Source organism: Kroppenstedtia sanguinis (assembly GCF_050433445.1).
Lineage (GTDB): Bacteria > Bacillota > Bacilli > Thermoactinomycetales > DSM-45169 > Kroppenstedtia > Kroppenstedtia sanguinis.
The window spans coordinates 44071-67225 of sequence record NZ_JBNPXF010000006.1 but is presented as its reverse complement, the minus strand read 5'-3'; the positions used below and the strand labels follow the sequence as shown (position 1 = coordinate 67225).

The window sequence follows — 23155 nt, the reverse complement described above, 5'->3', positions numbered from 1 at the left end:
TCCTTCAAGGGGTTGGCATTTGATGTACAGATGCCAATCTCTTGCTTGATCCCGGGAGGGACCGAACAGGAGTGTATGGCTTCACCTGTCTGTTAATTTTGTTCCTTTCATAAAACCAGTCTGCAATCGGAAGGTATTGGGGCAGATGTTGAAGAATATTGTAATATGGTTTTTCACCCCTTATCAGTTTATTTCCAAAAACAGATTGCACATTGGCTCTGTGCGCCTGCAATAAACAGAACATTCTTTCTACTGTTTTTGATTTTCAGATCTTATCATTCATAGGAGTGAGACCATGCACTTCACCAAAGAAGTTCACACCGTGAAGGAAACCGATCAAGTACACCTGAATCATCTGGCGTATTTGGGTCAAATGGCCGCGGGAATCGCACATGAAGTTCGGAATCCGCTTACGGCGGTCAAAGGGTTTTTGCAATTACTCGAGGAACAGGCAAATCCTGATTACATCGATATTGCCAAAACGGAACTCAACGATGCATTGGCTACCTTGGACAGCTTGTTGCAAGTGGCCAAACCGGATCCGGAAGGTGAGACAAGACAGTCTGTAAGCTTATCCGTTGAGCTCGAAAATGTGCTGTCCCTTTTTCAAAACCAATCTTACAGTATCGATGTGAAAAAAGTGTTTAATGATACAGACGCCACGATCTACGGAAAGAAAAATCATATAAAAAAAGCGCTGTTCAATCTGGTCAAAAACGCATTTGAATCGATTGAAGGGAAAGGAACGATCACTCTGCGTCATGATTCCAATGAGAATTATGTAGTGGTTTCCATTGAAGATACCGGTGTGGGAATCCCGAAAGATCAGCTCTCTTTACTGGGAACCCCGTTTTTTTCGACTAAAACAGAAGGAACAGGAATGGGCCTGGCCTGGGTTTATTCGGTGATCCATGAGCACGGGGGTTATATCCAAGTGGAGAGCGAAGAGAATGTGGGGACTACCTTCACCATCGTCATGCCAAGCGACAAAGTTAAAAAGCGTGGGGTGGTTCATTTGACATTGGATTACAGTGAGGGATTGGACATAAAAGACTTTTTTCTAGAGAATAGAAAAACTTTTGAGAAACAGTTGTTAACCGAAGCGGTCAATGTGAGGGACAAGATTGAGGAAATAAACGAAACGGGGAATATCAATTTATTGGAAAACGCTTATAAGCTGGTTGTTTTTATCGTGGAGGAACGGGAGCATGAGTTGATCCGGTTTGCTCAGCGGGAAGGTGTGGCCTGGGCAAAACATTCCCTGACGCTGGCATTTAAACTGGAATGGATTCAAGCGATCCGAAGGACTGTCTGGGATTTTCTGTTCAACTTTGATCGTCTCAGTGCGTCATTCAATGAGCGGGAGGAATTTTATAAACTGGAAAAGCGAATAAACGAATCATTCGACCGATTTTTGTATCACTTCTTCATCAATTATTCCAAGTTCAAAGATGAATTGATCGCGTCCCAGAGGGAAATGGTGGAGAGATTATCCGTTCCCATCATTCCGATCACACCCTCCACATCGATTTTGCCCCTGATCGGACAAATGGATCTTTATCGGATGCGCACCATCGAAGATCAGGTGATAGAAGAAGTGGGGAAATCCCATATTCAAACATTGATCATCGACCTCTCTGGAATTGTCCATATGGAAATTGATGTGATTCAGCAGTTGCTGAAGATCCTGGACGGGATCTCGATGATGGGCTGTAAAACGGTGATCACCGGGATGCGGCCGGAAGTTGTGAAAGGGATGATCCATATGGGACTCTCCTTTGAACGGAGAGCTGAGACCAAAGGCACATTGCAACAGGCTCTGTTGGATTATATTTTTGTGGAGACAGGTGGCCTGGAGGGAAACCCTCCCGTTCGCATTTCTGGGTAGAGTCAGGGTGGAAGTGGCGCCAGCCCCTTTTCTCCGAGAAGTAAACCCGCGCGTTGTGGCGCGGGTCACTTTTTTATAAACATTTGGGTTTCGTATTTGTCATAGGATCCACCGGGGGCGACTCCGACACCGATGTGAGTGAAATGGGGATTCAAGATGTTGGCGCGATGTCCTTCGCTGTTCATCCACCCTTGAACCACCTTTTCGGGAGTGGGATAGCCGGCTGCGATGTTTTCTCCGGCATGGCTGAAGTGGATGTCGAATTTCTGCATCATCTCAAAGGGAGAACCATAGGTGGGGGATTGGTGTGAAAAATAGTTTTGATCCCGCATATCCTCGGATTTCAAGCGGGCTACCTTGGATAGTCCATCATCGATCTGCAAGGGGTTCAAGTCTTTTTTCTGCCGTCGCACGTTGGTCAAGCGGACCACTTCCTGCTCAAATCCGCTCAGTGTTTTTTGCTTGGGTGGAGCGGGGGAGGTATGAGGTACGGATTCGCCGTGGATCTGGTCCGGGTTTTGGACGGGTGGATTTGCTTGCCCCACAGCAATACGGGTCATCCCTAATTTCTCAGCCATTCCTGACAGGGCTTCACCGGATTTCATCACGTATTTGGCAGCTTCAGTCCCATGAGTGTTTGCCCATGTCCATAGAGCGAATATGATCATCAGGCAGGCAGTGATGCTCACCACTTTCTTTCTCTTCATATCTTCCCCTCCTTGTCGCTGAATTCTCTTTGATCCTACCGGAAGAATTCTTCCGGGGAAACAGGGGAATGGTTGGATGGATAAAAGAGGAGTTTCACATCTATAAAAAAAGATGAGTTTATTTTTTATTTTCTGTTGAAAGTTAATTCTGAATTGGTATAAAATATTGGTAGACGCAGTCTAGTGTTTCTAGAGTGAAATCCCAGTTGAGCAGAATTCAAAACCAACAGGGAGGCTTTAACATGCGTAAACAGTCAGGAAAGATCAGATGGCGTCGGTTGCTCGCCGTTGGTGGGATGACGGTACTGGTTTTGATGGGTACGGTGGGTTTTGTTCCAAGCGTCTTTGCACACGGGTACATCGAATCCCCTGCCAGTCGTGCTTATCTATGTAAGCAGGGGGAAAATACCGATTGCGGTCCGGTGATGTATGAGCCGCAAAGCGTGGAAGGGAAAGGATCCTTCCCCGAGTCCGGTCCTCCAGATGGACAGATCGCAGGTGGGGGTGTTTTTCCAGATCTGGATGCGCAAACTGCAGATCGGTGGCAAAAGGTTACACTCCAGGGGGGACAAAATACCTTTAAGTGGCATTTGACCGCACCACACAGCACCCACGAGTGGAAATACTATATCACCAAGAAGGATTGGGACCCCAACCAACCGCTGACTCGTGCAGCTCTGGACCCTGTATTCTGTCATTACAATGATGGAGGGGCCAAACCGCCCGAAACGGTTGTTCATGAATGTAGTGTGCCGACGGACCGCAGTGGATACCACCTGATTTTGGGTGTCTGGGAAATTGCCGATACACCCAATGCGTTTTATCAGGTGATCGATGTGAACTTGGTCAATAACCAATCCAATTCCAAAGAAAGTGCCAATTTGGACCCTGAGAAGGCGATGCATGGCAAGAGTATTCTGCCTATTCAGAGTTGGCAATCTCAAGTGATTGGTAGCCCGGAATGATTGAGGGTCCCGTTGGGAAGATTGATCAATAAAGGGGGCGATAGTCCCGAAATTCTCAGGAAGCAGATGACAAGATCAAAACAACCGCGCCTCGCGCGGTTGTTTTGATCTTAACGGGTGCCCTTCGCTTCAGATAAGGAGTTGGAATGAGTCATTGAAACAAGATTTACTCATCAAGTTCGTATCGAAGAAACCTCTTTTAATCCATATCTATTCCGATTCCGTCTTCACCGATCTCGATTTCAAAGTCCCCGATTTCAATCTCCAGTTCTCTGTCTTCGATTTCGACTTCGATGTCCCCAATTTCAATCTCCAGTTCTCTGTCTTCTTCCTCAGGGTCCCAGAGCATGGCTATCCACCTCCCTCATGATTCATTTTACTATATTGATGCTCTTGATTCCGATCAAAATAGCAGGACCTTGGGGAAAACAGGGATTGACTTTGACGTTACGTTAAGGTTTATCCTGAGGTTGTTGGGAGGTAATCACATGGAATATACCGTGCACAAGTTGGCTCGGTTGGCCGGAATCAGTACCCGCACGCTCCGGTACTATGATGAGGTGGATCTTCTGAAGCCGGCCAGAATCAACTCATCGGGTTACCGGATCTACGGCCGGGCGGAAGTGGATCGATTGCAGCAAATTCTGTTCTACAAAGAGTTGGGGTTGCATCTGGATCTAATCAAAAAAATCGTGACGGATCCTTCCTTCGACAGAGTGGAAGCTCTACGAGAACATCGTGAACAACTCCTCGACAAAAGAAGGCGATTGGATCGATTGATCGCCAATGTGAAAAAAACCATTGCTTCCATAGAGGGGAGAATTAGCATGGTCGATGAAGAGAAGTTTGAAGGGTTTAAGCAAGGGATGATCGATGAGAATGAGAAGAGGTATGGCCAGGAGATTCGTGAGCAGTATGGTGAGGATCGGATCAATGAAGCCAATGCTAAGTTGAAAAATATGACCCAAGGGGAATACGAAGAGGTAACACGATTGGAAAAACAAGTGCTGGCTACTTTGGCGGTGGCTTTCAAAACGGGGGACCCTGCCGGTGAACTCGCCCAACAAGCGGCGGATGTCCACAAACAGTGGCTCACCTATTACTGGAGTGAGTACAGCCAAGAAGCTCATGCAGGCCTGGCCCAAATGTATGTGGAGGATGAACGGTTTAAGGCGTACTATGATGAACAGCAACCGGGTATGGCGGAATTTCTGCGAGATGCGATCCAGGTTTATACAGGCTTGAAGGGAGCGTAATAACAAAAGAGGGGCGACAAACCCCTCTTTTGTGTCATTCCAATGAATCATAGCTTTTAATGACGGCCGTGGCCATTTCCAATACCCGTTGTCGAAGGAATACAGGTTCTAGCACGATCATCCGTTCACCCCAGCCCAGAATCGTTTCGGTAGCTTCTTGTTCTGTGTCAAAGGAGAGGGTGATCGGAACCCACCCATCTGAGGAAGGTGAACCGATCTGCGAAGGAAGCGAGGAGCGAATTTGAGACGAGGTAGGATCGAAGGATGTCCCTTCACCTGCACTTCTACATGAGGCAGCGCTTCCAAAAACGCTTGGGTGGACATCTTCCAATACTGGGCTAAATCGAAGGAATCCGGCCGGCTGAATCTTTCTTCTCTCCACTCAACGGATTGAATTCGTGAGACTCTGTAATTGCGAACTTCTCCCTCAGCAACGGCAACTAGATACCAGACGCTTCCTTTGGCCACTAGACCGAGGGGTTCGATCAAACGCGTTACGGATTGACCATCTGCCCGTTCATAGCAGATCAAAATCTTGTTCTCGTTCCAGATGGCTGCTTGCAAGGTTTTAAAGGAGGCGATCTTTTCCTGGGAGGGCTTCCAAGTACTCGTGTCGATATGGATGCGTTGCTGGATTTCTTTTGCGCTGTTGCGATCCGCTCTCGGAAGAGAGGCTAACAATTTGTTTCTCGCATCTTCAGCGGTACGGTTTAGCCCCAGGTCATTTAACAAATGATCAGAGGGAGAAATCAATAATGCCCGTAGTTCCGATGCTTTCAGACCGGTCAGGTGGGTTCGGTAACCCTCCAGCAGACGCCAACCGCCACCTACTCCCCGTTCAGCTGAGACAGGTATACCAGCTCCACTAAGTGCTTCCATATCCCTGTGGATGGTTCGCTGGGAGACTTCCAGCCGTTCTGACAGCCATTTCGCGGTCAGCCGCCCGTGTACCTACAACAACAACAGAATGGATACCAAACGATCCGCCCGCATATAGCACTCCTTTCTGTGAAAATCATCGATAAATAAGACAATGGATGTCATGTATCGTCTTGTATGCTTACCTTATCAAAGGAGAGAGAGGATGAGAAACATGAGATCCTTGGAAGGAAAAATCGCTTTAGTTACCGGGGCCAGCCGAGGGGCGGGACGAGGCATTGCGGTGGAGTTGGGGAAAGCGGGGGCCACTCTTTATATTACAGGAAGAAGCCTTCAAGGGAAGGCAACAAAGGATCGGCCAGGCACACTGGATGAAACCCTTTCTCAAATTCAAGCTTGTGGAGGGGTGGGGGTGGCGATCCGTTGTGATCATACTCGGGATGAAGAGATAGAGGCGTTGATTGCCCGGATTCAAGACGAACAGGGGCGCCTGGATATCTTGGTCAACAATGTATGGGGCGGGAATGAGCTTGCGATTAAAAATGAACCGTTTTGGGAGTTGTCCCTGGATCATTGGGATCACATGTTTACTGCCGGAGTGCGGGCGCAACTGGTAACCAACCGTTTTGCTATCCCTTTGATACGAGAACAGAAAGCAGGGGTGATCTTGCACACGACTTTTTGGGATGAGTATAAGTACACCGGCCACTTTTATTATGATTTGGCCAAAAGTACCTTGAACCGGATGGCTTACGGGTTATCTATCGAGTTGAAACAGGACGGAATCGCGGTACTGGCAGTCTCCCCTGGCTGGATGCGGACGGAATTGGTACTGCAACATTTCGGCACCGATGAAAATCATTGGCGTGAAGTGGAGGCATTGCAACAGACGGAATCCCCTCATTACGTGGGACGTGGGATCTGCGCCTTGGTAGCGGATCCCGATGTGCTTCAAAAAAGCGGACGAGTGTGGCCGGTGGGGCAGTTAGCCAGAGAATACGGGTTCACGGATATCGATGGTCGGCAGGTTCCGGTCTTTCGCATCCCTGATCCTGATGGGGATTGAACTGATCTAGAGGGATCTACGACGTGCACAAACCGGTTCCTTTATGTGAGGGAGCCGGTTAACTTATGCCGAAAGATATTTAGAAGTGTTATGATTACCTTTCCTTTAGGTCCCTGTATAGCTTGGGGGAGTGAAGCGATCCTAGGCACGACTTTATCCTGAGGATATGACGACTTTTTCACAATGCTTCTAGGAGAAGACGATGCATTGTGAAAGCAATTCGAATAGTTTTCTAACATCCCCTAAGTTTCTAAACGGGGGATATATTTCTGCAAGAAGGTACACTGAAAACATTGAGCTAAGTGCAGAATTATATCTCCAGGGATCCTTCCTACTTAAGCAACCCAATTTAGAACCGGATCCAGATCATATCGCCACGAATCTCATTGTTATACAATTTTGCACTATCGATTGAAAATAAAGGTTTAAGATAAAAAACCAAACCAGTTTGTATAACAAACATCATATTTAGTAAAACGGTAGGATCTTTTGTCTGGAGAAAAGATTTACGTTAACAACGCAAGTACTTCGAAGCATGTGAGGTAACATCAAACCGGAATCCCCCGTTGATCACAACGGAGGATTCCAATACCGAATCTATGACTCATATAATGAGGGGTAGGTACGGGGATTAGTAGCTCCTTCTACTCAATTGTCAACTTATTTTTGAGCGATTTCCGCATGTTCCTTGCGTAGCTGGCGGGCGGCTTCCACTAGGTTACGGAGAGAGGAGACCGCTTCCTCCCGGGTACGGGTCTTCAGACCACAGTCGGGATTAACCCAGAGCTGGGAAGGGTTGAGAACACGCAAAGCCCGGTGCATCAGGCGGGTCATCTCTTCCCTATTCGGTATGCGAGGGCTGTGGATGTCATAGACGCCAGGTCCGATTTCTCGTTCATAGTGCACTTCTTCAAAGGCTTGGATCAAATCTCCATGACTGCGTGAAGTTTCGATGGAGATGACATCGGCGTCCAATTCCTGGATGGCGTCTAGAATGTCGTGGAATTCACTGTAACACATATGGGTATGAACCTGAGTAGCTGGATGGGCTCCTGCGGTCGCCAGACGAAAAGCGGCAACGGCCCATTCCAGGTATGCATCCCGTTCCTTCGCTTTTAAGGGCAACCCTTCCCGAAGAGCGGGTTCATCCATCTGGATGACGGAGATACCTGACTCCTCCAGTTGTTTCACTTCTTCCCGAAGAGCGAGTGCGATCTGTCGAGCGACCTGGGGCCGGGGGAGGTCCTCCCGCACAAAGGACCAGTTGAGAATGGTGATCGGTCCGGTCAGCATGCCTTTGACAGGCTTGGAGGTCAAGCTTTGAGCGTATACGACTTCCTTCAAGGTCATCGGTTTCCGGTAGACAACATCTCCGAACAGAATAGGGGGTTTGACGCAACGCGATCCGTAGGACTGTACCCAACCCTGACGGGTGACGACAAATCCCTCCAGCTTTTCCCCGAAATACTCTACCATGTCGGTACGTTCAAATTCTCCGTGCACCAGCACATCGAGGCCGATTTCCTCCTGAACATGGATCCATTTCCGGATCTCTTGCTGAATAAACTCCCGATAACTTTCATCGGATTGCTTCCCTTGTTTCCAAGCCCGGCGGTTTCTGCGAACCTCATCGCTCTGGGGCAGACTGCCGATGGTGGTGGTGGGGAACAGGGGAAGAGTCAAGCGTTGTGCCTGGATCGTTTTCCGTTCTGAGTAGGGAGCTAAACGGCGAGTATCCTGGTCTGTGATCCGATCTGTGGCTTCTTGCACATCTTTCCGAGTACGCCAAGGAGAATGGGCCAACTCCTCTAAGGCCGAATGAGAAGCAGCCAGTTTCTCTGAGAACTTTTCTGCACCCTCTACCAGCGCATGAGTCAGCAAGACGATTTCTTCTAACTTTTCTTCTGCAAAGGAGAGAGAATGTTTCAGCACCGACGGCAATTCTGTTTCCTGTTTCACTGAGAGAGGAATATGAAGCAAACTGCAGGAAGGTTGAATCCACCACCCACTACAGGCGGCCTGCTGGGTCCATTCATCCTGCAAAAACTCCAATTCCTGCAGCAGATCGGCACGCCAGATGTTGCGGCCGTCTAGAATTCCGATTCCGAGTACTTTTTCTTCCGGGAATCCGTGTTGAGAGAGGGATTTTAGGTTTTCTTCCCGTCCTGCTTGGAAGTCGAGGCCGATTCCTGCGACGGGAAAGGAAAGGGTTCGTTTATAGTGTTCCAAGGAGCCAAAATAGGTCTGTAGCATGATACGAATCCCAGGCGCCGCTTGATTCAATTTTTCATACACGGCGGCCACCATTTCATGTTCTTCCTGGGAATGGGGGAGGACGAGAGCAGGTTCATCCAGTTGTACCCACTGTACCCCTTCGCACTCCAGTTCGATTAGGATCTGTGCGTAGAGAGGTGTTAACTGTTCCAAAATGGTCGGCAATTTTTCCGAGGGGAAGCCTTTGGATAGTTTGGTAAAGGTATAGGGACCGATGAGAACAGGTTTTCCTTCAATCCCCAAACATTTATTCGCTTCTCGATAAGCTTCCAGAGGGCGGTTTTCCAGTAATACCGGTTCAGTATCCTTTTCCCATTCCGGAACGATATAGTGATAGTTGGTGTTGAACCACTTGGTCATCTCACAGGCTGCATTCTCCCCGTCTCCCCGGGCCATGGCGAAGTACGTATGCAGGGGCACAGGGCCTTCTCCGTGTCCAAAGCGGCGGGGAACCAGGCCAAACATGACGGCCATGTCCAACATGTGATCATAACATGTAAAGTCTCCAACAGGGATCCGTGAAAGTCCAGCTTCTTGTTGTTGGCGCCAGCTTTCTAAACGGAGCTGTTTCATCTCTGCGATCAGATCGTTTTCTTCCAATTTTCCTGCCCAGTGGTTCTCCAAAGCTTTTTTCCATTCCCGCTGGGCTCCGATGCGAGGGAAACCTAAATTGCTGCTCTCGATGTTCAATGCGGCCACGCCTCCTTATAGCAATAAAAAAAGCATTCCACGACATCCAGACAAGTGGAAATGCTTAGCCAGGCCGCATGTTTCTCCGGCGGTACATTCCAACACCTCCCTATCTCCCGTAGGTCGAACAGTGTTTTCGGAACAGGCAGGTCTCCTGGCTCCGGGATCCATGCCCCATCTGCCTTCCCGATCGCCAATGGATCAGTGGCTTGTCAGATGGGACTCTTCCGTTACAGTGGCGGGACCGCGCCGGATTTTCACCGGCTTCCCTTTTCAACCCTCTCCCTTCGGAAAAGGGTACCTGTTCCCATGTAATTCATTTTGGTGAAAGAGTCCATGCTTTCAGACTTGGGGATACATTCTCATGAATAAGTATGAAAGTCAAGATCAAAAATCCGTGGGTCGAAGGGAATCATGCATCGTTTCGACACTTCTAAATAAACCCTTGCGACAAGCGGAAGCTTATGGATACATAAAGCTTAATCTCCAATAAGAAAAACCAGTTTGTAATACAAACTAACATAACATCCATTATTAGATAAAAATCACTTCCGAAGAATAGAGAAAGGAAAACAATAGAGGGTCATCAAAGTATAAACCCACCATACTTTAGCAGCGTTGAAGAGGGACGACAATCGGTTTTTTTATGCAAAAACGGAGACGTATTGAATATGACTGTCACAAAGAAAAACAACCGGATTTCAACACCGGTTGTTTTTCTTTGTTTTCACTGTTTTCCCCCTGGATTTCAGGTACAATTGAAAGGAGCTGCTTCATTGGTGGCGGAAGCCTGCGGTTGCTGACGGTGCAAAAGCCAGGCGGGACGGCCAAAGTAAATGAACAGAATTAGCAAGGTGATGAGAGCCACCAGGTACTTACTCCAATGTGGCCACGGAGCAGGGGTGATAAACCCTTCGATCAGGGCAGCCACGATAAACATCGGGATCACACCCAGGATCAGTTGGACCGTCACTTTCCCCTCTCCTTTGAAAGCCTCCATACGGGTTCGTTCCCCAGGGACCCAGAAGGCATAGGCGAGAGACATTCCCGCAGCACCAGCGATGAAAATAGCGGTCAGCTCAATCACCCCGTGGGGCCAGATAAAAGCCCAAAAGGCGTAGGCTTCCCCGGCCCGATGGAAGAGGGCGGCGATCGCTCCGATCAGGAGTCCGTTTGAAAACAACACCCATAGAGTACCCACACCCAAAAGGGCTCCCAATGCAAAGCAAAGGAAAGCCACTTGAATGTTATTGGTCATAATCGTGCTGGAGGCGATGGCATGATTCCATTGTTCGCTGGATTGCAAGGCATGGGGGTTGATATCCACCCCCTGCGGGAGAAAAGCCGCCGCATACGCGGGATTTAGCCAGGTAAAGCCAAAGGCGAGCCCAGCGCCTGCCACAAACAGCAGGAGTGCGACCAAGAAAAAGGGGATCCGCTCATGAAACAATGCTGGAAAGCGACGGGTGAAAAAACGAAGCCCCTCTCTTAAATCCCCTTTTCCTTGGGTGGCATAGATCGCTTCGTGAGCTTGTGCCGCCAATCCATTCAGATAATCTGTCACAGTATGGTCGGGGAAATAGGTCTGCGCATAAGCGAGATGTGAGGTGACTCGGCGGTATGTATGTCCCAATTCATTCAATTCTTTGCGACGAGCCTGACGGGAGCGAAATATTCGGATCAGTTCTTCCAAACGATCCCAGTCTGGCTGATGTTTACGTATAAAATAGGGCAGACGGTAAGCGGATGACCTTGACATTGCGATGTAATCACCTCCATGAATGAATTGTATCACGAAGTTTGTTGGAAAGGAGAGAGGTCGATGGAAAACCGGGTCACCGTGACAACTCCTGAACATGTGAAGCTGGAGTTTACAACAGCGGGGCTGGGGAGTCGGGCACTCTCCCTATTGCTGGACTGGCTGATCCTTGGGTTTGTTCAATCCATCCTCGCTTTCTTTGGAGTCTTGTTTTTTGTCGCCTCGGCCAATCTGAATAGTCCCTTTTGGGCTTCGGTGATGATGGCAATTTTTCTGTTTCTGCTCTTTTTCATTCCCTTGTGTTACTATGTCCTCACGGAATATTTCATGAATGGACAAACAGTAGGGAAACGGGTTGTCGGATTACGGGTGGTGACAGATCGCGGGGTGGCTCCGGGGTTCTTGGCAATATTTCTGCGGAATCTGTTGCGAGTGGTGGACAGTCTGCCCTTTTCCTACTTGGCCGGTGGAATCAGCATCTTTATTAACCGTCGGGAAAAACGGATAGGAGATTTGGTTGCCGGGACGATGGTCGTACAGATGGAAAAGCGAGAGGCTCCTCGTGTCCAACCGTTGTTTTCCCACCAGGAGCCGGTCCTGACCCTGGCGGAATTGACGGGGGTATCGGATCGGCAGTGGATCCTATTGGGTCGTTTCTTGACCCGACGAGAGGCGATATTCCCCGAGGCGAGGAAGAATTTGGCGCAAAGACTGGCTTGCTTACTGTTACCCCCTGCAAAGGCGATCCCCGGTCAGGAGGAATTTTATCTGGAAGCGGCCTATTTTCAGTTGCGCAATCAACAGATGAACTGGGAGGGGGATTTCCGTGGAAGGTGACATCGCTTGGGGCTCCGAAGCAGGATGCTGATTGGGGATCGAGCTTGCCCTTTACCGAGCACTGGCCGGGAGGGAAATCACGTCTGGTTTACCTGTCTTCCCGGAATGGATGGAGATGAGGCCGGAAGGCTGGCAGAGGAGTTACAGTCTTTCGGTATACAAGCGCGCTTTTTAGTCATCAATCTGGGAGATGGCGCATCAACATTTGAAGGGGGAAGTGGAGCGGGGGCTACCCCGGATTCTGATCAACAATGTCGCCCATTTCGAATGGGATCTCACCTTTGAGGAACTGGACGTAGCCCGCCTGGTTGCCTTAAAAGAAGCAGGCCGGATCACGAGACAGGTGATCTGATTTTCACAGTAAAACATCCCGGAAGTCTTGATAAATCAAGGTTTCCGGGATGTTTTACGGCAATTGAACCGAAAATTCAGATCTGGGTGAACGAAGGATAAGGCAAAAAACCGGATCGTCAATGTCGGTCGCCCGGAGAGTCTGTTTGAATTATCCTGATTCCGCAGGCGAAATGGTGGATGTGAGAGTATTCCTCTTGGCTATGGTGTTCTCTCCCCTGAAAAAGACGCTTTTCACTCCGGCCATTGCTTAAAGGTTCCAGGCTTTTTTTGCAATTTGCATGATCCTGTTCACGCTTATAACAGGCCATGTTCAGGCCGACTGAATTTTCAGCGGGAAGTGGGTCTGCTATGATAAGGGGTACAGTTTGGTCGAAAGGAAGGAGATGTCGAGAGGTTGAGAGAGAAAAGCTTCTTTATCGGATGAGATCCCCCCGTAGAGATCAAGAGGGATTGAACAGGGATATGAAGGAGGTATGTTTCGTGAAGGCTGTCGTCCACCATACACCCTCGGGGTTTGAGGGTCTGAAAGTGACGGAGATGAAGGAAGCGGTCCCCGGAAGAGGAGAAGTGAAGATTCGTTTGAAAACTGCGGGCCTCAATCGTCGGGATCTCCGGGTTTTGCAGTTGGAACGAGATACTGATGATCCAGTGATTCTCGGTTCCGACGGAGCAGGGGTTGTAGAAAGGGTCGGAGATGGGGTGTCTGGAGTTAAAGAAGGGGACGAAGTGGTGGTCAATCCCAGTCTGAATTGGCCTCACCGAAGCGTTGCCCCCCCTGAAGGTTTTGATATTCTGGGAGTGCCAACTCGAGGTACCTTCGCCCGTAGCATTGTCATTTCTGCTGACAATGTGGAACCCAAACCCGCACACCTTACCTGGGAGGAAGCGGGAGTCTTTCCTCTGGCATCTCTGACCGGTTATCGGGCCTTGTTTAGTCGTGGCGATCTGAAGGCTGGAGAGCATGTGCTAATTGTCGGGATCGGTAGCGGGGTGTCCACCTTTATGTTGCGGATGGCTAAGGCGGCGGGAGCACAGGTGACTGTCACTTCCCGCAGCGAAGAAAAACGGAGTCGCGCTCTGGAGTTGGGAGCGGATGCTGCCATCGACAGCAATGGAGACTGGCAAGAACAGATGAAGGGAGAGAAAGTCCAGCTGGTAATCGACAGTGTTGGTCCGGCCACCTTCGAAAAATCTCTGGGACAACTCCAGCCCGGTGGCCGTCTGGTCACATTTGGGGAGACCAGTGGTCCCCGTGTAGAGATTCCCTTGCGTCCTTTTTTCTTTGGCCAATTCACCCTGATGGGTTCGACGATGGGGAGTTCAGAAGAGTTTCGGGAGATGCTTGATTTTGTATCCGCTCATCAAATCCACCCCGTTTTGGATCGGACTTACCCCCTGTCAGAAGCCCCGGCTGCTTTCCTCCGGATGAAGGAAGGAAAGCAATTTGGGAAAATCGGATTTACGATTTCATAAGAAAGAGCCTGCCGAAAAAGGCAGGCTCTTTTCCGTTCCCTTAATGGCAGGGACTTTTTATTCACGTCGAATGCGGTATTGATAATTGACTGTAACATATATGAAATGGTATTGTAATTCTATCGTAATAATCAAGTGGAGGAGGGAGAATGGATTGAAAATATTAGTTACCGGTGGTGCGGGATTTATCGGTTCTCATATCGTGGATGCCTATATCCGAGAGGGTCACGAAGTAGTCGTGGTGGATCACCTGGGTTCAGGACAACGGGAGAATCTCAATGGTCAGGCGGTCTTTTATGAGATGGACATTTTGTCAGAGAAGTTTGCGCAGGTGGTGGAGAGGGAACAACCGGATGTGATCAACCACCATGTGGCGCAAAAGTCTGTGCCGGATTCGGTACGGAATCCACGATATGATGCAAAGATCAATATCCTGGGGTTGCTCCAAGTACTTGAAGCGTCTGTTACATATGGGGTGAAGAAGATCATCTATGCATCCACAGGAGCCTTGGCCAGCGAGCAAATTCCTGCCCGAGAGGATCAGGAGCCCCAACTTCTCTCGCCCTATGCCATTTCCAAATACACAGGGGAGAAGTATCTTCGCTTTTATGCCAGCCATTATGGACTGAAGTTTGTTGCGTTGCGTTATGCCAATGTCTACGGAACGCGCCAGGTTGCTGACGGAGAGTGCGGTGTGATTCCGATTTTTTTCAATAACTTTTTGGCTCATCAACCTTCGGTTTTGATGGCTTATCCGGATCAACCTCAGGGAACTACCCGAGATTATGTCCATGTACGTGATGTGGCCATGGCCAACCAGCTTGCACTGGAACAGGGGCAAAATGAAATTCTTCATATCTCCTCGGGAACGGAGGTCCATATTGCAGAAGTGTATCAGCTGATGAAAGAGATTTTGGGACACGATCTTCCTCTGATCCGAAAGGGACCGCGCCCTGGGGATTTAAAACGGTGTTGTCTGGATCCGACTCGGGCCAAGGAAGTTCTGGGGTGGGAACCTCGAATTTCCTTGCGGGAAGGGATCGAGGAGCTATGTTCTCAGATCATGCATGTATAAAAAAAGAGCCTCGCATAGGCTCTTTTTTTATAGGGAACTAACTCATTTTCAATGGATATTGACGGATGAAGGATGAAAATGAATAATGAATATCGAACAACGGGAAGGAGTCTGACCATGACAGAAAAATTGATCCGTGGAAATCAAGAATTTGTCGAGAGAATGCTCCAGGAAGATCCCGATTACTTCAATCATCTGAAGCAGGGTCAGAGTCCAGAAATCTTTCTGCTGGCTTGTTGTGATTCCCGAGTCAGTCCGTCGATCATTACCGGGATGCCCCCGGGAAATCTATTTGTTCATCGGAATATTGCCAATCAGGCGCTGGAGACGGATTCCTCCTTTACCGCCAGTCTTTATTTCGCCTTGAAGAATCTGCAAGTGAAGCAGATTCTTGTGAAGGGTCACACTGGATGTGGCGGGATCGCCGCTGCCCGACAAGAGCGGGTGGATCCGGAGATGGAAAGGTGGATTCAGGAAGTCCGCAGCAGTTTGCCGGATCCCGAAGAGCAATCGGATCTGACTCTAGATGAACTTTCCAGACTCAATGTGCTACATCAAGTGAAGCGATTGAAAAATCATCCAGTGTATCGAGAACACGGTTTAGGTGTAAAAGTTGACGGCATTCTATTTCATTTAGAAACAGGACGGCTGGAATTGCTTACTTGAGGTAATCGTATAAAACCGTTAACCGCAATCCGGCTAACAGCTACACACAAAAACGCCCTTTGGTATGGCAACGATTCTTGTTTCCTGGTCCATAAAGCAATAAAGCATGTTTTGAGTCCGATATCGGGAATTTGCTTATAGCCTTTAAACACAGGAATCGTTGCCTAACACCTAAGGACGTGTTGATTACTATTTCAGGTGGGAAAGTTCGTGTTCACACACGGTCCGGTGCCATCGCAGAAGAAAGTGGAGACGAGCCGCCCCGAATCAGACCATCGGGCAGGGGTAAAACCGGGACGGAAGCAACAAAGATGTTGCCCCTAAAATTCTATGCCGTGCATGGCTATCACTCGGATTTACGTCTTTCATATCGTTTGCTTATTGAATCATTTACTTTTTTCACTTTCATGTCTTTTATGAGCTCACTTTAAACAAATCAACTATTTTTTATACTGTTCATTTTCTGTCAAACACAAACAAATCAGTCGAAATATACTTTTCGTAATTTTCTTTGATTCATCTCGCTGAGGATTTATTTAATGGCAGTAATGGCAAAAACTCGGACTCCAAAACAGGGGATAAAAAGGCTTTGAAAGGAGATCAGATAGTAAGTTATCCAATTAGAATTTTTTGTTCCATTTCTATCTCAAAACCCTAACTGTTTATTGATACTGAGAAATAAATCGCCGAAAAAGATCTGATTTGACTCTCCGCCCTTCGTTTCACCCTATACCGTTACAAAATCATTCTTTTGTAACGGTATAGGGTGGTATTCGGCCCTGCAAAGTCCAATTTATAACAGATATGAGTCTGATTCGAAGCATCCGACCTTTTGATAATCCCTCTATCTTTCTTTCTATTTTCACCTATCCTTTATCCTAACTATCCCAAAAAGGATTCCCTTTTTATTGCTTCCTTCGCGATCTCCCTATAGAATGTAATTGTGGATTTCGCAGGTTTCCACGATCTCGGGCTTCGCAAATAATGGGACCCAATGGAAATGGAGCGGTTTAAAATGAATAGAATCAGTATGATTCTACTATCTGGTGGAATCGGCACACGAATGAAAGTAAGCACGCCCAAACAATTTCTACAAATCGGCGGGAAACCGATGATTGTACATGTATTGGAAAAAGTGGAACAAATCGAAGCGATCGAAGAAATCATCATTCCCTCTCCACGGGGTTTCATAGAAAAGACGGAAGAAATCATTCAGCGAAATCAATTTACAAAACCGATCCGCTTGATCGAGGGCGGTCAAACCCGGCAGGAGTCCACTTACAAAGCATTGCAACGGGTCACCCTCCCCTCTGTGATCATTCATGAAGCGGTACGTCCCTTTGTATTGAAAGAAGAGATCGAACAGTTGGTTGCGAACGAATCAGACCACGCCACCTACGGTTTTGACATCCCCTTCACTGTGTTACAAGGGAAAGAATACATTGAAAAGAATCTGGATCGCGATCATCTCATCAATATCCAGTTACCGCAGAAGTTTGCTACAGATAAGTTGCTGACCTCCCATGAGCAAGCTGCTGCAGATGGAAAAGTATTTACTGAAGACGTCAGTCTTTTTTTCCATTACCAGCATGAACAGGTCAAAGTACTTCCGGGAACGGAATATAATATCAAGATCACTCGGCCGATCGACCAAAAAATTGGTGAAATCATTTACAAAGATTACATCCTAGGGGGAGAATAAATATGAAAACATGTGTAATCACTGGAGCCAGTCGCGGAATCGGCCGTGCCATCGCAGTCCAGTTAAGCAAGCGGGAGGATATCGACAACTTCCTTCTGTTGGCTCGTAGCAAACAAGGGCTGGAAGAAACCAAAAAATTGATGAATCCGCATAAACAGATTGAAATTTACGATGTGGATCTGACACACTCGGAAGAGATCCAACAGATCATCGGCAAAGCCGGGAAAGAATTCGGTTCCATCGACTTTCTACTCAATGTCGCTGGATATGCAGAGCCCAAGTCTCTGATGGAAACTACCTTTGACAATTGGGAAACCACCTATCGCGTCAATGTCCATTCCCTCTTTATCGTCACTCGGGAAGTGGTCAAATGGATGAAGAAAACCGGTGGAAAGATTCTTAATGTGGCTTCCACGGCAGGAACCAGCTCTCGTCCAGGGTGGCTCGCCTACGCCTCCTCTAAGGCAGCGGTCATCAGCATGTCTCAGACGCTTTCAGATGAATTGGCTGAATACGGAATCAAGGTATACTGCGTCTCCCCTGGACGCTGTGCCACGGACCTTCGTCGAACCTTGGCCCCTGATGAAGATCAATCCAAAATCATGCAACCCGAACATGTGGCTGACGTCGTAAACAATCTACTCTCTGAAAGTGGAGTCTGCCTGGACGGCCAAAACATCGTGATCCGTCAGCAACCACAAATTCAGAACCCGAAAGCGACACCTGCGGAAACGGAAGCGGAAGTCACGACCTCTTGAAGGTAAAATACGGGTTGACAGGGCCACCCAGGTTGTCGGGCGGCCCATCTTTCAATCTATATCCAGTCGGGGAATCGATAAAGTCTTGAAAAGTTCCCCTTCATTTATCTTACTGATCGAGAAAAGAGGGAAATCATGTGGAAAAACTGACGCTGACCCAACAGCTGTTGGCAGCGAATACGGTACTGTTACTCATCATCCTAATCGGAGTTTACCGGGGGATTCTCGTCAAGCTTTTCAAGCTATCCAAGTTGTTCACCCGTCGCCTGATCGGAGTCATCATCTATAATGTCGCCCGCATTTTCCCCCGAAATTCTCATCTCGTGGTATTCGGGGCCGAAGGGGGCAACGGATTTCGTGGAAATCCAAAGTATCTATTCCTTCAGATTCAACAAGATCCGCGACTTCGCTGTGTCTGGGTCTTAAAAAATCCCCAAGCGGTAAAACAGGTACGGGATTTAGGTTATGAAGCTTATACCTGCCATTCGCGGAAAGGAATTCGCTATCAGCTTCGCGCGAAATATTTTATCCACTCCCACTCAATCCATGATGACTTTAATCGCTATTTTCTCGGAGGAGCTGTCTCCGTCAATACATGGCATGGCGTGGGGCTGAAAAAGGTTTGGGGTGCAAACAAGAACACATTCACCTACAAGGCGCTTCACGATCCCAACCCGATTATGCGTTTTCTAAAGAGCTTTGTAGTCACCACGCAAAATGCGGGTGAGAGCTATATGATCTCCACCAGCCCAAAAGTTTCTTCCTACTATCCGGAAACCTTTCTTGTTCCGAAGGAAAACATTCTGGAGCTGGGTCAGGCGAGAAATGATGTCTTCTTTCAACAGACAGACGCAGATGAAACCATCCCTGAGTGGATCCGGAATCATAAGATTATCACTTATATGCCCACCCACCGAAACTTTGGCAAGATGGACAAAAATATCAACCGCGTGATGAATTTGGATCGGATCAACTCATTTTGCGAAAAGACCGGATACAAATTTGTGATCAAACGACATATGTTTAGTACTGGTGAGGTTTCTCGCTCGCTGAATCATGTCATCGATATTAGCCAGGAATCCATCGATCCTCAGCTTCTGTTGAAGTACACCGATATTTTGGTGACCGATTATTCCAGTTGCTATACAGATTATTTGTTGCTGGACCGGCCAGTAATTTTCTACAGTTACGATCTAGACGAGTATTTGAGCAAATCCAATGAGATGTACCATAACTACTGGGATGTGACCCCTGGTCCCAAGACAGAAGACTTCTCTTCTTTCATGCAGGCGTTGGAGAATGCCGTGAAGGCCCCGGAACAGTATAGGCAGGAACGAAAACGGGTCTTGGACCTCTTCTATTCCAAGGAAAATCAGCAGCCTGTGACTGAAAAACAAGTGGATTACATCATCCGTAATATTTTCAAAATGAAACCCGTCCCCCGTGAAGGGGAATCCCCCGCACCACAGAGAAATGCAAGTTGAAACAGAAGAAGTCGGCCTCGAATCGAGGCCGACTTCTTCTGTTTCATAAGCGCTTATTTGAAATCGCTTTTCTCATATTCTGCAATGCCCGCTGTCCTTCCTCTTTCCTCTGGATCATCAGATTTACATATATGGCATCAAACAATGTCAGTTGGGCGATCCGGGAGGACAATGCTTCCGAACGGTAATCCGTCTCTTCGGAAAGAGTGAACAATGGAATATCGACTCCTTGACTGAGAGGAGACTTGGCCAAATTGGTGATTCCAATCGTGGTCGCCCCTGCCTCCTTGGCAGTCTGCAAAATTTGCAGAATATCTTTCGTGGTTCCGGAATGAGAGATGAGAACAGCACAATCCCGATCCTCCAATTGGGAAGCGGACATCAGTTGTAGATGGGTATCTGTCGTTGCGCCCACTTGCAATCCTGAACGAATCAACTTGTGATAGGCATCCAAAGCGATTATACCGGATCCTCCACTGCCGAAAAATTCGATTTTCCTCGCTGTCAGCATGGCATCTATGGTTTTTTGCAAGTTTTTGTGATCCACCATGCGAAGAGTCTCCTCCAGGGTCTTCATATTGGAACAGAACACTTTTTCCGTCACGACCTCTGTGGAATCGTGTTCTGATATTTGTTCATGAATGTTTTCTATAGGAGTGACGACTTCCGAGGCAAGGGCAATTTTCATCGCTTGATAGCCCTTAAAACCGATCCGCTTACAAAAGCGAAAAATAGTAGATTCCGCAACACCCAACCGATCAGCTAATTGGTTGATCGTGCTGTGAATCAACTCCTGAGGGGAATTCAAAACAAAATCGGCCACCTTCTTTTCCGTTTCACTCAGATAAACATAATGGGCCCGAATACTGGCTAAAGCCCGACCTCTCTCTTGATCCATCTTCGTCTACTCCTCTCCCCTTAACACCTATTCCCTTCTGTATTGTACAATAAAAAAATATTTTCTGATCTAAGTCATTGCCACGGAATTATTTTTCATTATAATGGAGTTGAGTCGAAAAAATTTCGAAAAGGGGTTCTCTCATGAAAGTCGGCATAGTCGGATTAGGAAAAATGGGTTATCAACTCTCTTTGAATCTGCTCGAACATAGCTACCAATTGGTCGCACACGATGTCGACAAGGATGTGGTTGAAAAAATTTCCGCTCAAGGGGCACACGGAGCGGAGACGTTGCAGGAATTGGTAGACCATTTGCCCTCGCCCCGAATCATCTGGTTGATGGTTCCCGCCGGAGAAATTACAGAAAAGGTGCTCCATTCCCTGCTCCCCTTGTTAGATCCGGGAGATATTGTCATCGATGGCGGGAACGCGCATTACAAAGATACCATACGCCGCTGTCAACTTTTCGAGGAAAAAGGGATTTCCTACTTGGATTGCGGTACGAGCGGTGGCGTGGATGGCGCCCGCCATGGAGTTTGTGCGATGATCGGCGGAGACGCCCAAGCCTTTTCAAAAGTTGAACAGATCTTCGAAGATGTATCCCTTGAAAACGGTTACTTGTACACGGGGGAGTCTGGAAGCGGCCATTTCCTCAAAATGATTCATAACGGGATTGAGTACGGAATGATGCAAGCGATTGCGGAAGGGTTCGATCTTTTGGAGAAAAGCCCCTATGAATATGACTATGAACGAGTCGCTTCCCTCTGGAACCATGGGTCTGTGATTCGTTCTTGGCTGATGGAATTGACGGAGTCAGCTTTCTCCAAGGACCGAACATTAAGCGGAATCAAGGGAGTCATGCATTCCTCGGGAGAAGGAAAATGGACGGTGGAAACAGCGTTGGATCTGGAAGCGGCAGCTCCCGTGATTGCGATGTCTTTGATGATGCGGTATCGCTCCCTTGAGCCGGACACTTTTTCCGGTAAAGTGGTGGCTGCCTTACGCAACGAATTCGGAGGACACGAAGTGGAAAAATCAGATTCGTGAGAATCCATGACTGGAGAGATGAAAATGTCCGGATCCACCTTGATTATCATTGCGATGGCAAGCATTTTTGTATTGTTGTTTCTGGTGATCCGCACTAAATTACACGCCTTTGTCTCATTGCTCCTCGTCAGCCTGCTGGTCGGGATTGCGGCGGGAATGCCTTTCGGGAAAGTATTGGAGTCGATCGAAAGTGGTATGGGCGGTACACTGGGCTTTATCGCTGTGGTGGTCGGTTTGGGTGCCATGTTCGGGAGGATGCTTGAAGTATCCGGGGGCGCAGAACGGCTGGCACAAACGATGATCCAAAAATTTGGCGAGGACCGAGCACAATGGGCCTTAGGGATTACCGGTTTTATCGTGGCCATCCCCGTATTCTTTGACGTCGGTTTCATCATTTTGGTACCGATCATTTACGGCTTGGCCAAAAAGACCGGTAAATCGCTCCTCTATTATGGAATTCCATTGTTGGCCGGACTGGCGGTAACACACAGTTTTATCCCCCCTACACCCGGACCCATTGCCGTCGCAAAATTAATCGATGCTGAATTGGGGTGGGTGATCCTGTTCGGGACGATTGCCGGCATCCCGGCTATGATTTTAGGAGGCCCTTTGTTTGGGAAGTACATTGCGAAGAAGATCGACGCAGCTGTTCCCGAATACATGAACGTGGAAGAAAAGAAATACAACCGCGCTTTGCCAAGTTTCGGCTTAATCGCGACTTTAATCCTTATCCCGCTCATTTTGATTCTTTTGAATACAGTCTCCGGTGTGATTCTCCCTGATTCAAGCATCTTGAAATCGTTTTTTACTTTTTTGGGGCACCCCTTCGTCGCGTTGACCATCGCTACATTACTGGCGTTTATTTTTCTGGGTATCCGTCGAGGATACACTCGACAGGAAGTACAGGAGATTGCAACGAAGTCCTTGGAACCCGCAGGCATTATTATTTTGGTCACAGGTGCGGGCGGGGTTTTCAAACAAGTGTTGATGGATTCTGGTGTAGGAGATGTATTGGGGGAGATGATGGCTGGCTCCAATCTTCCACCAGTTTTATTGGCCTTCTTGATTGCCACAGTCGTCCGGGTCTCCCAAGGTTCAGCCACTGTAGCCATGGTTACGGCTGCAGGCTTGCTCTCCCCTCTCATTGACACATTGGGGTTGGAAGGTCCGGTGCTTGGACTGATCGTGATCGCGATCGCGGCGGGATCCACTGTCTTCTCCCATGTCAATGATTCGGGATTCTGGCTGGTCAACCGGTATTTCGGCCTCGATGTGAAAGATACGCTGAAGTCCTGGACAATGATGGAGACGATTGTCGGGTTTGTTGGGTTTGCTGTCGTCTTTCTGCTCAGTTTGATCATCACTTAAAAACAGAGGG

21 protein-coding genes and 1 riboswitch are annotated in these 23155 nt (G+C 48.1%); of the genes, 14 read left to right on the top strand and 7 right to left on the bottom strand.

All coding sequences use genetic code 11. The features are described from left to right. The first annotated feature begins 295 nt into the window (after nucleotides 1-295). The gene (locus JOD24_RS05370) at nucleotides 296-1888 is read left to right on the top strand and encodes an ATP-binding protein (protein WP_429246465.1); all 1593 of its coding nucleotides are present in this window, start codon (nucleotides 296-298) and stop codon (nucleotides 1886-1888) included. A gap of 65 nt (nucleotides 1889-1953) precedes the next feature. On the opposite strand, the gene JOD24_RS05365 is transcribed toward JOD24_RS05370, so the two are convergent. Further along, nucleotides 1954-2595 carry a CAP domain-containing protein gene (locus JOD24_RS05365; RefSeq protein ID WP_429246464.1) on the bottom strand — a complete coding sequence of 214 codons (642 nt, stop codon included), beginning with the start codon at nucleotides 2593-2595 and terminating at the stop codon, nucleotides 1954-1956. A gap of 296 nt (nucleotides 2596-2891) precedes the next feature. Between JOD24_RS05365 and JOD24_RS05360 the strand changes: the two genes are divergently transcribed. Further along, a complete protein-coding gene (locus JOD24_RS05360; RefSeq protein WP_380163334.1) occupies nucleotides 2892-3560 on the top strand; it encodes a lytic polysaccharide monooxygenase in 669 nt (222 codons plus the stop codon). 199 nt (nucleotides 3561-3759) lie between these two features. Here JOD24_RS05360 and JOD24_RS05355 read toward each other — a convergent pair whose 3' ends face one another. Continuing rightward, on the bottom strand, nucleotides 3760-3909 hold the full coding sequence (locus JOD24_RS05355; RefSeq protein ID WP_429246463.1) for a hypothetical protein: 150 nt from the start codon (nucleotides 3907-3909) through the stop codon (nucleotides 3760-3762). 139 nt (nucleotides 3910-4048) lie between these two features. Between JOD24_RS05355 and JOD24_RS05350 the strand changes: the two genes are divergently transcribed. Beyond that, nucleotides 4049-4816, top strand: a complete 768-nt coding sequence (locus JOD24_RS05350; protein WP_380163163.1) for a MerR family transcriptional regulator — start codon at nucleotides 4049-4051, stop codon at nucleotides 4814-4816. 34 nt (nucleotides 4817-4850) lie between these two features. Here JOD24_RS05350 and JOD24_RS05345 read toward each other — a convergent pair whose 3' ends face one another. Then, a complete protein-coding gene (locus tag JOD24_RS05345; RefSeq protein ID WP_380163333.1) occupies nucleotides 4851-5000 on the bottom strand; it encodes a WCX domain-containing protein in 150 nt (49 codons plus the stop codon). Beyond that, a complete protein-coding gene (locus tag JOD24_RS05340; RefSeq protein WP_380163332.1) occupies nucleotides 4934-5707 on the bottom strand; it encodes a helix-turn-helix transcriptional regulator in 774 nt (257 codons plus the stop codon). The genes JOD24_RS05345 and JOD24_RS05340 overlap by 67 nt, the downstream gene beginning before the upstream one ends. 202 nt (nucleotides 5708-5909) lie before the next feature. On the opposite strand from JOD24_RS05340, the gene JOD24_RS05335 reads away from it, so the two are divergent. Continuing rightward, the gene (locus tag JOD24_RS05335; RefSeq protein WP_380163331.1) at nucleotides 5910-6761 is read left to right on the top strand and encodes an SDR family NAD(P)-dependent oxidoreductase; all 852 of its coding nucleotides are present in this window, start codon (nucleotides 5910-5912) and stop codon (nucleotides 6759-6761) included. Between the two features lie 660 nt (nucleotides 6762-7421). Here JOD24_RS05335 and metE read toward each other — a convergent pair. Together metE and JOD24_RS05325 are read right to left on the bottom strand one after the other, a co-directional pair. Further along, on the bottom strand, nucleotides 7422-9734 hold the full coding sequence (gene metE / locus JOD24_RS05330; RefSeq protein ID WP_429246462.1) for a 5-methyltetrahydropteroyltriglutamate--homocysteine S-methyltransferase: 2313 nt from the start codon (nucleotides 9732-9734) through the stop codon (nucleotides 7422-7424). A 118-nt stretch (nucleotides 9735-9852) separates the two neighbouring features. Next, nucleotides 9853-10045: riboswitch (cobalamin riboswitch) on the bottom strand. Nucleotides 10046-10473: 428 nt separating this feature from the next. After that, the gene (locus tag JOD24_RS05325) at nucleotides 10474-11484 is read right to left on the bottom strand and encodes a stage II sporulation protein M (protein ID WP_380163162.1); all 1011 of its coding nucleotides are present in this window, start codon (nucleotides 11482-11484) and stop codon (nucleotides 10474-10476) included. A 63-nt stretch (nucleotides 11485-11547) separates the two neighbouring features. Here JOD24_RS05325 and JOD24_RS05320 point away from each other — a divergent pair, with 63 nt between their 5' ends. The 8 genes from JOD24_RS05320 to JOD24_RS05285 all read left to right on the top strand — a co-directional run bounded on the left by JOD24_RS05320 (nucleotide 11548) and on the right by JOD24_RS05285 (nucleotide 19833). Further along, nucleotides 11548-12321 carry an RDD family protein gene (locus tag JOD24_RS05320; RefSeq protein ID WP_380163161.1) on the top strand — a complete coding sequence of 258 codons (774 nt, stop codon included), beginning with the start codon at nucleotides 11548-11550 and terminating at the stop codon, nucleotides 12319-12321. A 190-nt stretch (nucleotides 12322-12511) separates the two neighbouring features. After that, nucleotides 12512-12673, top strand: a complete 162-nt coding sequence (locus tag JOD24_RS05315) for a hypothetical protein (RefSeq protein ID WP_429246461.1) — start codon at nucleotides 12512-12514, stop codon at nucleotides 12671-12673. 482 nt (nucleotides 12674-13155) lie between these two features. Continuing rightward, complete coding sequence (locus JOD24_RS05310; protein ID WP_429246460.1) at nucleotides 13156-14148, top strand: zinc-binding dehydrogenase; 993 nt, start codon at nucleotides 13156-13158, stop codon at nucleotides 14146-14148. Between the two features lie 154 nt (nucleotides 14149-14302). Further along, nucleotides 14303-15223 (top strand): NAD-dependent epimerase/dehydratase family protein, encoded by a 921-nt coding sequence (locus JOD24_RS05305; RefSeq protein WP_380163158.1) that lies wholly within the window; start codon nucleotides 14303-14305, stop codon nucleotides 15221-15223. A 117-nt stretch (nucleotides 15224-15340) separates the two neighbouring features. Continuing rightward, nucleotides 15341-15889: a carbonic anhydrase gene (locus JOD24_RS05300; RefSeq protein WP_429246459.1), complete on the top strand. Its 549-nt coding sequence runs from the start codon at nucleotides 15341-15343 to the stop codon at nucleotides 15887-15889. A gap of 1015 nt (nucleotides 15890-16904) precedes the next feature. After that, a complete protein-coding gene (locus tag JOD24_RS05295; RefSeq protein ID WP_380163156.1) occupies nucleotides 16905-17591 on the top strand; it encodes an IspD/TarI family cytidylyltransferase in 687 nt (228 codons plus the stop codon). Between the two features lie 2 nt (nucleotides 17592-17593). Beyond that, nucleotides 17594-18349, top strand: a complete 756-nt coding sequence (locus tag JOD24_RS05290) for an SDR family oxidoreductase (RefSeq protein ID WP_380163155.1) — start codon at nucleotides 17594-17596, stop codon at nucleotides 18347-18349. A gap of 137 nt (nucleotides 18350-18486) precedes the next feature. Then, nucleotides 18487-19833 (top strand): CDP-glycerol glycerophosphotransferase family protein, encoded by a 1347-nt coding sequence (locus JOD24_RS05285; RefSeq protein WP_380163154.1) that lies wholly within the window; start codon nucleotides 18487-18489, stop codon nucleotides 19831-19833. A 43-nt stretch (nucleotides 19834-19876) separates the two neighbouring features. Here JOD24_RS05285 and JOD24_RS05280 read toward each other — a convergent pair whose 3' ends face one another. Beyond that, a complete protein-coding gene (locus JOD24_RS05280; protein WP_380163153.1) occupies nucleotides 19877-20731 on the bottom strand; it encodes a MurR/RpiR family transcriptional regulator in 855 nt (284 codons plus the stop codon). 143 nt (nucleotides 20732-20874) lie between these two features. Between JOD24_RS05280 and gnd the strand changes: the two genes are divergently transcribed. Continuing rightward, nucleotides 20875-21777, top strand: coding sequence for a phosphogluconate dehydrogenase (NAD(+)-dependent, decarboxylating) (gnd, locus tag JOD24_RS05275; protein ID WP_380163152.1), 903 nt, complete (start codon nucleotides 20875-20877; stop codon nucleotides 21775-21777). A gap of 24 nt (nucleotides 21778-21801) precedes the next feature. After that, the gene (locus tag JOD24_RS05270; RefSeq protein WP_429246458.1) at nucleotides 21802-23145 is read left to right on the top strand and encodes a GntT/GntP/DsdX family permease; all 1344 of its coding nucleotides are present in this window, start codon (nucleotides 21802-21804) and stop codon (nucleotides 23143-23145) included. Nucleotides 23146-23155: the final 10 nt, after the last annotated feature.